The organism is Blautia sp. MCC269, from assembly GCF_018785655.1.
Lineage (GTDB): Bacteria > Bacillota > Clostridia > Lachnospirales > Lachnospiraceae > Blautia_A.
In genome coordinates this window covers 101895-112901 of the sequence record NZ_WQQE01000105.1, presented here as the reverse complement: position 1 = coordinate 112901, position 11007 = coordinate 101895, and the positions used below count along the sequence as shown (strand labels likewise).

Below are 11007 nucleotides of genomic sequence, written 5' to 3'. Positions count from 1 at the left end.
GGGGGGGGGGGAGGATGTCGGATTATGGGATAATTTTTGGAATAGTTTTGGATGATTTTCAGGGTGATGCGTGGTATGGTTATTATATCTTATAAGATCTTTGTCTGTATGGACATTCTTGGAGCTTCATATTCTGGAGCATTTTCCATTTTGAGTTACTGTAGAGTTTGTGAAAATCCATTTTATGGGGTTTTTATGTTTGGGTGATGTGGTATAATTTTATATACCAGTAGGAGTGTTAATGACCAACAATACTATATTCGATGATGTTTTCCGGACAATGGCGGTCAGAATGGTTGAGTATGACTTTGCAATTGCATTGGAACACAGAAAAAAAGTTGATGGGAGATATTGTGTAGAATTTCCCAGATCTTGCGTACTATATTTGAGAAATGGAAAAAGAACACCGGATTTTCTGGAGGTAGAGTTAATCCTTCCAGATTCTCAGATGTGTGTATATCGGGTTCCGACGGTGAAAGTGGAGAATTATACAAAAGATAGTATTTTTGAGAAAAAGCTTCTGATGCTGCTTCCATTTTATATTATGAGATATGAGAAGGTTGCGGATATAATAGAGAAAGATTCGGAAAAACTTCAGAGATTATTAAGTGAATATGAAGATATACGTAATAAACTGGGGAAAGAAATTTCGATTTCTGGGAGGGCAGAATTATATACAGATCTGAATAGGCTGATTATCAGAATATCGGATTATGTTTTCAGGAATAAAGAAAAAGTTCGGAAAGGAGTTGGCGAGGTTATGGGTGGAAAAGTTTTGCAGTTGGAATCTGAGAGGCTTCGCGAGGAAGGAATGGCGATTGGAAAAGCGGAAGGAAAAGCGGAAGGAAAAGCAGAGGGTGAAGCGAGATTGAGTGCACTGATCAATCGACTGTTTCTGGAAGGACGGTCAGATGAAGTACAGCGTGTGGTGACGGATGTAAAATGGCGTCAGAAGCTGTATGGTGAGTATAATCTGTAAGAAGTGATGTGTTAGCTATAAACCAAAATTAAGGGGATATTTTATGTGGATTTCTGCCAATGATGAGAGGATTCGATATACGGGGAGGATTGACTGGAGTGTGGAAGGGGAGCCGGTTTGGGTGTTTCCGGGGTCTTCGGCGGAGTTTTGGTTTTCGGGGGAGGTGCTGAGGATTCATGTGGAGAATTTTAATGAGTACTGGCAGAATTATCTGGGGTGTATTCTGGATCAGGTGCAGTCGGCGTTTTATTTGAAAAAGTTCGGTGAGACGGTTATTGAGGTTAAGGTGCCGGAGAATGAGTCAGGGGTGCATCATGTTTTGTTTTTTAAGCGGCAGGATGGGTGTCATGAGTTGAAGATCCTGGGGTTTGAGATCGGGGATGGGGAGAGGTTGATTTATCTGCCTCCGGTTTCGGGGCGGAGGATTGAGGTTTATGGGGATTCGGTTTCTGCCGGGGAGTCGGTGGAGGCGATTGATTTTACTGGTAAAACGGATATGGAGCATGAAGGGGGTTTTTCTAATTGCTGGTTTTCTTTTCCTTGGCTGACGGCCCGGATGTTGGGAGCGGAGCTTCATGATATTGCTCAGGGTGGGATCGCGCTGATGGATGGTCAGGGGTGGTTTCACAGGCCGGTGCAGACGGGGATGGAGACTGCGTGGGATAAGGTGCATTATAATTCTGTGTTTGGGGAGATGACGGAGTGGGATTTTTCGAAATTTGTTCCTCAGGTGGTGATCGTGGCTCTTGGGCAGAATGATAATTATCCGGTGGATTATATGAAAGTGGAGGCTGAGAAGAAAGCGCAAGGTGTCTGTGTTTACGAACAAGAATCAGATCAGGTGACGCAGGTGGAAAATGGTTATTCATATTGTTGTGAGATGGCTGATAAATGGCGCAATCACTATAAAGATTTCCTGAAAAAGCTCCGTGGTGTTTATCCGGAGGCGTGGATCGTCTGCTGTACGACGGTTTTACAGCATGATAAGAGCTGGGATGATGCTATTGACCGGGTTGTAGATTCCATGAAAGATGAGAAGATCTCATATTTTCTGTTCAGCAGAAATGGTGTGGCTACACCGGGGCATCCCCGTATTCCGGAGCAGTTTGAGATGGCGCGGGAGATGGCGGATTATATCGAAAATGTGCTGGGTGTATATAAAAATAAATGAGATACGTAATGTGCAGCTGCAGACAGAAGAGATTACATTTTTGAAACTGAATTGCGTAAGATCAAGGTTGACGTAAAAAATTGCATATAGTATACTGTGAATGTTCATCGGAGGATTGATTGTTCGACGGAAACAATGGCTGGATAAGATGACAGGCTGAGATGCCTGTTGCTTATCCAGCTTTTTTAACGTTTATTAAGAAGAGGAGGATAAGAATGGAAAAAAACAACACTTTTACATAGGGCAAGATCCTGATGACGCTTACCAATCTTGTGAGCAGTTTTGCCATGGGAACGACAGTGCTCCTGGGACAGCAGATCGGCTGTGGGGAGCGGAAACAGGGAGGCCGGACGGTTGGAACTGCGATTGTGATGTTTACGGTGATCGCGCTGGTCATGACTGCGGTGCTGGTGATCTTTGCGCCTCAGGTCAGCAGCATCATGAATGCGCCGGAGGAAGCTTTTGACAAAACAGTTGCTTATGTGCGGATCTGCGGCGGCGGTATGCTGGTGATCGTGGCGTATAATCTGATCGGTTGTATTTTCAGGGGGATTGGAGATTCCAGAACGCCGTTATTTACAGTTGCCGTTGCATGTGTATTCAATATTGCAGGGGACCTGATCCTCTGTGCGGGATTTAAGATGGGAACGTCAGGAGCTGCTTTTGCAACTGTATTTGCACAGGTTATCAGTGTGATCGTTTCCTTTGGCGTTATCCGCAAAAAAGAGCTGCCTTTTGAAATGCATAAAACGGATATCGGGGTCCACGGCCGGACTCTCCGGAAAATGGTGGGGCTTGGTGCGCCTATCGCATTACAGGATCTTCTGGTAAGCATTTCTTTTCTGATCATTCTGGCCATTGTGAATTCCATGGGAGTAACGGCATCTGCAGGCGTCGGCGTTGCAGAAAAAGTCTGTGCGTTTATCATGCTGATCTCATCTGCGTTTATGCAGTCCATTTCTGCTTTTGTGGCGCAGAATTACGGAGCGGGACGCATGGACCGGGCAAAAAAAGCTCTGCATTATGGTGGGGCGGTTTCTTTTGCCATTGGTGTTGGAATGTTTTTCCTGTCATTTTTCCATGGAAATGTGCTGGCGGGAATTTTTTCCTCCGATGCAATGGTCATCGAGGCAGCGGCAGATTACCTGAAAGCTTATGCCATTGACTGTCTGTTTACGGCAATCTTTTTCTGCTATATCGGATTTTATAATGGAATCGGTATGACGAAGTTTGTAATGATCCAGGGAATCATAGGTGCTTTCTGTGTGAGAGTTCCGGTGTCATGGTTTATGAGCCGCAGAGCCGGTGCGACGCTGTTTGATATCGGGCTGGCAACACCGTTTTCTTCGATCCTGCAGCTGGTGCTGTGCCTGGGATGTATGTTGTATCTGAGAAAGAAAAAATGGGTATAGGATACCGTGTAAACGTTTTCAGGAATGTGGTCTGTCCGTCTGCAAAAAACTGTGCTAAAATGAGCAAAGAGGATTTTGTCAGAGAAGGATATGATTAAAGAGACAGAATGTGGAAGTCCCACTGACAAAATAAAACCAGAAAAGTAATGTAGATCATAAAGACGAGGAGGAAATATCATGGAGAATATTTTTCACAGAGTAAGTATCCGTAAATATGAAGATAAACCCGTGGAGAAAGAGAAAATCCTTCAGATCCTGAAAGCCGGTATGCAGGCGCCAAGTGCATGTAATCAGCAGCCGTGGGAGTTTTATGTTGTGACAGATAAGGAGAAGATCAGGGAACTTTCCAAAGCGACTCCTTATTCCGGATATGCGGCAGGTGCGCCGGTTGTGATCGTTCCGGTATATCGGAAAGAGGGACTGGTTGTGCAGGACATGGCGCAGATCGACATGTCTATCGCCCAGGAAAATATCTGGCTGGAAACGGATGCGCTGGGACTTGGCGGCGTTTGGATCGGAATCGCGCCGATGCAGGATCGCATGGATCTGGTCCATGATATTCTGAAACTTCCGGAGAATGTGGAAGTTTTTTCCCTCTTTGCCCTGGGATATCCGGCAGAGAGCAGGAAGCAGCAGGATCGTTTTGACGAGAGCAGGATCCACTTTGTAGAATAATGTATGCATCGGGCTGTGTCAGAATACAATGAAGAATGGCAGAACATATGGTTTTCTGGTACAGCAGGACAGATGTGATAGATAGTAGAACAGAATCGAGGACAGAAAAATGGAACATATAGCAAGAGACGAAGCATTTGCATTATTAAAAAAATACAACAAAGATCCTTTTCACATCCAGCATGCACTGACTGTGGAGGCAGTGATGAAATGGTATGCAAAAGAGCTGGGCTATGGCGATGACGCAGAATACTGGGGCATTGTAGGTCTGCTCCATGATATTGATTTTGAACTTTACCCGGAGGAACACTGCCTGAAAGCACCGGAACTTCTCCGTGAGGCAGGTGTGGGAGAAGATATCATTCATGCGGTGGTTTCTCATGGATATGGAATTACTGTTGGCTGTGGAGCTACTATTGAGACTGCGCCGGAGCATGAGATGGAAAAAGTCCTTTTTGCAGCGGATGAGCTCACCGGTCTGATCTGGGCCGCGGCGCTGATGCGTCCGTCCAAGAGTACCAAGGATATGGAGCTGAAATCCCTGAAAAAGAAATATAAAAGCAAAGGTTTCGCGGCAGGCTGTTCCAGAGAAGTGATCCAGCGAGGCGCAGATCAGCTGGGCTGGGATCTTGCGAAACTTCTTACTATGACACTTCAGGCTATGGCAGAAAGCGAAGATGAGATCCAAAAAGAGATGGATGCGGAAGAAGCCTGAATATAGTGAAAGACACCAATAAATCTTCTGATATTTTGTGCAGAATACATTTTGCAGAGCCGGGATTTTTGCGATAAAATATAAGTATAGGAACCGGAAAACTGCATTATGAAAGAGGTGAAGGGTATGAAGGAATACGAGATCATTATTGAAACCATTAATCCCTGTGGTGGTGATCGCCATTCTCAGCAAGAGATCGTTGAAGCAAAGATTGAGAGCCCGGAAGCTTATGTCAAAGAAAAAGGAAGATTTCCAATCATTGATAAGATTGAGAATCCCGACGGCGGGGTTGTGATCGTGACCGGTGATGGAAAAGGATACATGGTAAGATATACATTTTCTGAATAATGTGTAATGCGGCGTATGTGACGGAAAACGGATCATAAAGTGGAGTATGGATCTGTTTTACATATATGCCGCATTTTTATTGCTTTTTCGTGATCGGGCAAAAAAATCCTTGACCTAAAGCAAGGAGCTTGGAGTTGGTTTTAACACCCCATCCATTATCCGTTTTCCATTTGAAAAAATGGTGCGGGAGAATAAGAATGTAAATCTGGTGCGGCTGAACCTGGATGAGGCAGTGATACCGGAGAGCTTTGGTAAAAGGGGAATCGGGATCAACCGGGATCTTTGTGAGAGCTTGGATGATATCAGGAAGAATATGTAATAGGAGGGGAGAATCTTATGGAGCAGAAACAACGTCTCGATTATCTTGTAGAAAAATTTAAAGAGGATTCTGGAGAATACAGTGATCTTGTAGTACCGGATTCCGAGCCGGAGAAACGAAAGATCCTCCGGTCTTTAATGAATATCCGCATGCCCCGTCATCTGGATGCTGAGGTGCAGGAAGTACAGGATGCATTTCTTCAGGAAGATGCCCGGGAAAAAGGAATCGTGACTCTGGACCAGATTCCCACAGTAAAAGACAGCTGCAACAGCAGAGATGTTTTTGCAGAAAAAATCTCTATCTGGCAGGGAGACATTACCAGACTTCAGGTGGGAGCTATTGTCAATGCTGCAAACTCCCAGATGCTGGGGTGTTTTGTTCCATGCCATCGATGTATTGACAATGCGATACACTCTGCGGCCGGAGTAGAGCTTCGGGCGGAGTGCAGCCACCAGATGAACCAGAAGCGCATCCGATATGGGCGAAACTATGAAGAACCCACAGGCCAGGCTATGCTGACAAAAGGCTACAACCTGCCGGCGGATCATGTGATCCATACCGTTGGCCCCATTGTATATTATGAGGTCACAGATGCACTTCGCCAGGATCTTAAGAACTGCTACGAAAACGTTCTCAGATGCTGCATGGAACATCAGATCCGGAGCGTAGCGTTCTGCTGCATTTCCACAGGAGAGTTTCATTTTCCAAATAAAGAAGCCGCAGAGATAGCAGTGGATACAGTAAAAAGATTCCTGGAAAAACACGGAGATGCTTTTGACCGGGTGATCTTTAATGTGTTTAAGGATATGGATCTGGAATATTATATGCGACAGTTTTAATTGAATCAGATAAGTCCTTAGCGAAGATGCGAAAAGTAAGAAACAACGAATGCGAATGATTTTATCTGTCTGAATATGAAAGGAAGAAGTTTCTGCTTAAGCAGCTTCCGGTGCAGCATTATCCGCCAGCTGACTGCGGAACAGTGTTCGGAAGATCAGTCTCACAAGCGGTCCCACAAAGAAAATCTGCAGGCAGAAAGCAACCGGGAAACAAAGCACTGCCAGCTGCAGCCAGTTGGTAAACCAGTTTTGTACACCGTTATGCAGAAATGTTGCAAACAATGTAATAGTCGGAACAATGAGACATACAGTAAAAGACTGAATGGCAAGGATGATAAAAATCGGTTTATCCACGCCAGGAGTGACAATACGGAAAGCTAGTTTCTGAGCAGTTTTTGTGATCAGGAAAAAGATCAGGCAGAAAACAACCACATACTCAACCCACATCTCCCGGATCGCCATGGAAAACACTTGTGGTGTCAGACTGCCCATATTCAGGGAAATCGTGTAGCAGGTCATGGAAAACACCATAAAGAAAACCATGATCAGTGTAAAAATGATACTTTGAAATTTTGTTTTTGGCATGATGAGCCCTCCTTGTTTATTGAATGAAAGTATGAAATAGGATTTCAGCACAAAAAAAGACACCAAATATGCCCCGGCCATCAGACATCAGCCAAAGCGATATTTAGTGTCAGAAAAATCCATATTCAATTTGCACGAGGATTATTATAGCAGATTTTTTCAGGAAAAGTAAAGAGAAAAATTCTGCGAGAAATAGATGCCTTTTATTTTTGAAATTGAAATGTGCACAAAAAAACGCATGCAAATTTATAAAATATGTATAAATTATTTGTTGAAATTTTATAAAAAAAGGAGTAAAACATTAGATAAATAAAAAAGAGAAATGCATGGAACAGGACAGACCACAAAAAGCATGCCGGATTACAGAGAGCCGCAGGCTGATGAGAAGCGGCAGAAGGTATTTTGTGATATCACCTGGGAGCATCCCGCTGAATAGAAATCTTTAAGTAAGCCGGGACGTAGTCTTCACGTTACAGAAGAGGCTGTTTGAAGAGACAGCACTAAGTGGTTGTATTTAGTGATAAATATGATAATACAAAGTGGTACCACGGAACATTCCGCCTTTGTTATCCGAAAGGATAGCAGGGGCTTTTTTAATATATAAAATAAAAGTAAAAAACACAAAGGAAAGAGAGTTGATATTATGAACGGAATAACAATGATGATCATAGCCATTGTAGTTCTCGGAGGCGCATATCTTCTGTATGGCCGTTATCTCCAGAACAAATGGGGTATTGATCCAAAAGCAAAAACTCCTGCTTATGAGCTGGAGGACGGAGTTGATTATGTACCGGCCGATACAAATGTAGTATTTGGCCATCAGTTTGCATCCATAGCAGGTGCGGGCCCGATCAACGGACCTATCCAGGCCGCAATTTTCGGCTGGCTGCCGGTTCTGCTCTGGATCCTCATCGGTGGTGTGTTCTTCGGAGCTGTGCAGGATTTTGCATCCATGTACGCATCTGTAAAGAATAAAGGACGTACTATCGGATATATCATTGAAGAGTACATCGGAAAACTTGGAAAGAAATTATTCCTTTTATTCTGCTGGCTGTTCTGCATCCTGGTTGTAGCCGCATTTGCAGATGTAGTTGCAGGAACCTTTAACGGATTTGCCACAAATGATGCAGGAGCTGTTACAAAGGTAGCCGCAAACGGAGCTGTTGCAACAACTTCCATGCTGTTCATTCTGGAAGCTGTTGCACTTGGATTTTTCCTTAAATATACAAAGTTCAATAAATGGATCAACACTGCAGTAGCAATTATATTACTGGTAGCCGCAATTGTTCTGGGACTTAATTTCCCGATGTATGTAAGTCTTGGAACCTGGCATATCATCATTTTTGTATACATCCTGATCGCCAGTGTCGCTCCTGTATGGGCACTGCTTCAGCCACGTGATTATCTGAACAGCTATCTGCTCATTTTCATGATCGTCGGTGCGGTTATCGGTGTATTTGTTGCCAATCCTTCCTGTAACCTGAAGGCATTTACAAGCTTTAACGTAGACGGACAGTATATGTTCCCGATCCTGTTTGTAACCATCGCCTGCGGTGCTGTTTCCGGTTTCCATTCACTGGTATCCTCCGGTACTGCATCCAAGCAGATCAAAAATGAGAAAAATATGCTTCCTGTTTCCTTTGGAGCAATGCTGATGGAAAGTATGCTTGCCATCATCGCGCTGATCGCAGTTGCATCCTTTGCAGACGGCGAGGCAGCAGCACAGGGGCTTACAACACAGCCGCAGATTTTTGCAGGTGCTATCGCAAACTTCCTTTCTGTAGTTGGCCTTCCACATTCACTGGTATTTACCCTGATCAACCTTGCAGTATCTGCATTTGCACTGACCTCTCTTGACTCTGTAGCCAGAGTCGGACGTCTGTCATTCCAGGAATTTTTCCTTGATTCTGATACAGATGAGGAAAACATGAGCCCGTTCCTGAAGGTGGTGACAAATAAATATTTTGCAACAGTTATCACACTGGTACTTGCTTACATGCTTACAAAAGTAGGTTATGCGGAGATCTGGCCGCTGTTCGGTTCCGCAAACCAGCTGTTATCTGTACTCGCTCTTGTAGCCTGTGCAGTATTCTTAAAGAAAACAAAACGTCAGGGCTGCATGCTCTGGATCCCGATGGTATTCATGATGGCAGTTACCTTCACAGCACTTGGCATGACCATCACAAAGCTTTCAAAGGCACTGGTAACAACAGGGCTGGATCTTGGAAACACCTTACAGCTTGTATTTGCAGTATTACTGCTGATCCTTGGTGTACTGGTAGCGATTCAGGGTGTGAAGAAGTTGCTTGAGAAGACAGATGATAAAAAAGCAACAGCATAATATTATCGGATGAGATCACGGATATCTGTTTAGCTGAAGAGGCATGAGTCATATAAAAGACTCATGCTTTTTTGCATCCATGGAACCTTGAGATATCTAGTACATCGTTTTCGAAATAACTATACCACTCACTTGTCTGCGAATCCGATTGCACAGGTCTAAAAGCCTCAGCGTAGCCCGCTACGCCTGCGTTTTTATACCAGCACACTCGAATCCGCATCCTACGCGATTGGTATAGTTATTTACGAAACGATGTACTAGAGACGATTTATGACCCCATGCGCCTGCATTCATTGGGAGTCATTCCAAATTGCTTCTTAAAAGCAGTCTGAAAGTGACTTTGGCTGGAAAAGCATAAAAAGGTGCTGATCGTACTGATGGATTTGTTGGTATATTGCAGCAATTCCTTACCTTCCTCCAGTTTACAGCGCAAAATAAATGCGCTGACGGAAAAACCAAGAGTCTTTTTAAAATAAGAAGAGAAATAGGATTTGCTGAATCCTACATAGGCTGCAACATCACCTACCGTAAGATGCTGGTTTGTGTTTTGCTGAATGTAACGGATCGCTTTCTGAATGCATTCGTCTGTGGAGACGGGTGCTTTTGAATTTGCTACTTTTTCCGCAAAAGAATATCCGATTTTTGACAGAAGGTCATACAGTCTCTCAATGCTGTTCAGCCTCTCTGAGGACTGGATAAAATAATCGGAAAGCTTATAAGCGCTGTCATAATCCAGGCCACCCTCTATTGCAGCCCTGGTGCAGATGGTAGTGGTAATGATTATGTCATTCCTAAGCTGACGAAGCGCAGTAGAGCCGGTAATACCGAGATGATAATTGCTGTCACTGAATTCAATATTTTTAAATCCCCGATAGTTACCGGTCCGTACAAGTCGTAAGATCTGTTCTTCAATTGCATAAGTCTGATTATGCTGTTCGTTCTCCTTGGTCTGGTAGGTTTCCTCCAGTAAGGAAGCGTCTGTCAGCGATATCTGCATAGAAGCGTCCGACTCTGAAGCTGTCAGATGCTCAAGAGTCAGTAATTCTTCATGGATACAATAATTAAGGAACAGACATTTTTTTAATAAGGAATTCATGGAAAGACAGGGAATCTGGCGGAGAAAGCTGTTAAAGTCCGTACGATCATTATTCGGAACTGTGTAATCCCTGTATAATTGCTGCAGGTCAGATTCCGTGTACGGAATATTAGTCACAGGTCCAAAAATAAGAGCTCCGTTTTTCAGATGATCTATCTTTAATGAACAGAAAAAAATGCCATATTTCGTGGTGCAGTATGAAATTCTTTTTTCCTGATCCAGAAGTTCCGCTGTATATTTCTCCGGGGGATATGTGAGATTCGTCTGCTCCGGCATACAAAAGATACAGTTTCCACCTTCAAAAAGATACATCGGAATGTTGGAATCCAGATAATATATTTTAATAAAATCTATCAGATTATATGAATCCTTCATAACAACCCCCATATCATGCATTTATATACTCCATCGTAGTTAATTTTCGCATATAAGTCAATAAAAAAACACTCAATAAAAGTATAAAAATATAAAAAATAGTTTAAATATGAAATAAATATATGCTGCTTCAGGCTATTATAAAATCACGA

General features: G+C 43.5%; 11 protein-coding genes. 9 read left to right on the top strand and 2 right to left on the bottom strand.

Annotated elements, in window-relative coordinates; all coding sequences use genetic code 11:
* Window positions 1-241 precede the first annotated feature (241 nt).
* The 8 genes from GPK88_RS18385 (at window position 242) to GPK88_RS18350 (ending at window position 6458) form a co-directional block, all read left to right on the top strand.
* On the top strand, window positions 242-979 hold the full coding sequence (locus tag GPK88_RS18385) for a hypothetical protein (RefSeq protein ID WP_148445207.1): 738 nt from the start codon (window positions 242-244) through the stop codon (window positions 977-979).
* Between the two features lie 43 nt (window positions 980-1022).
* Window positions 1023-2150, top strand: coding sequence for an SGNH/GDSL hydrolase family protein (locus GPK88_RS18380; protein ID WP_174095762.1), 1128 nt, complete (start codon window positions 1023-1025; stop codon window positions 2148-2150).
* A 254-nt stretch (window positions 2151-2404) separates the two neighbouring features.
* Window positions 2405-3562: an MATE family efflux transporter gene (locus GPK88_RS18375; RefSeq protein WP_174095761.1), complete on the top strand. Its 1158-nt coding sequence runs from the start codon at window positions 2405-2407 to the stop codon at window positions 3560-3562.
* A gap of 177 nt (window positions 3563-3739) precedes the next feature.
* The gene (locus GPK88_RS18370) at window positions 3740-4237 is read left to right on the top strand and encodes a nitroreductase family protein (RefSeq protein ID WP_215708125.1); all 498 of its coding nucleotides are present in this window, start codon (window positions 3740-3742) and stop codon (window positions 4235-4237) included.
* 109 nt (window positions 4238-4346) lie between these two features.
* On the top strand, window positions 4347-4952 hold the full coding sequence (locus GPK88_RS18365) for a hypothetical protein (protein WP_021977529.1): 606 nt from the start codon (window positions 4347-4349) through the stop codon (window positions 4950-4952).
* Between the two features lie 108 nt (window positions 4953-5060).
* Window positions 5061-5300, top strand: coding sequence for a hypothetical protein (locus GPK88_RS18360; RefSeq protein WP_021977530.1), 240 nt, complete (start codon window positions 5061-5063; stop codon window positions 5298-5300).
* 178 nt (window positions 5301-5478) lie between these two features.
* The gene (locus GPK88_RS18355; RefSeq protein WP_252197821.1) at window positions 5479-5619 is read left to right on the top strand and encodes a hypothetical protein; all 141 of its coding nucleotides are present in this window, start codon (window positions 5479-5481) and stop codon (window positions 5617-5619) included.
* 17 nt (window positions 5620-5636) lie between these two features.
* Window positions 5637-6458, top strand: coding sequence for a protein-ADP-ribose hydrolase (locus GPK88_RS18350; protein ID WP_174095759.1), 822 nt, complete (start codon window positions 5637-5639; stop codon window positions 6456-6458).
* A gap of 96 nt (window positions 6459-6554) precedes the next feature.
* Here the strand turns inward: GPK88_RS18350 and GPK88_RS18345 are convergent, their stop codons facing one another.
* Complete coding sequence (locus tag GPK88_RS18345; RefSeq protein WP_173772171.1) at window positions 6555-7043, bottom strand: DUF2798 domain-containing protein; 489 nt, start codon at window positions 7041-7043, stop codon at window positions 6555-6557.
* A 643-nt stretch (window positions 7044-7686) separates the two neighbouring features.
* Here GPK88_RS18345 and GPK88_RS18340 point away from each other — a divergent pair.
* A complete protein-coding gene (locus GPK88_RS18340; RefSeq protein ID WP_173762017.1) occupies window positions 7687-9384 on the top strand; it encodes a carbon starvation CstA family protein in 1698 nt (565 codons plus the stop codon).
* A 268-nt stretch (window positions 9385-9652) separates the two neighbouring features.
* Here GPK88_RS18340 and GPK88_RS18335 read toward each other — a convergent pair whose 3' ends face one another.
* Window positions 9653-10855: a helix-turn-helix domain-containing protein gene (locus GPK88_RS18335; RefSeq protein ID WP_173762018.1), complete on the bottom strand. Its 1203-nt coding sequence runs from the start codon at window positions 10853-10855 to the stop codon at window positions 9653-9655.
* Window positions 10856-11007: the final 152 nt, after the last annotated feature.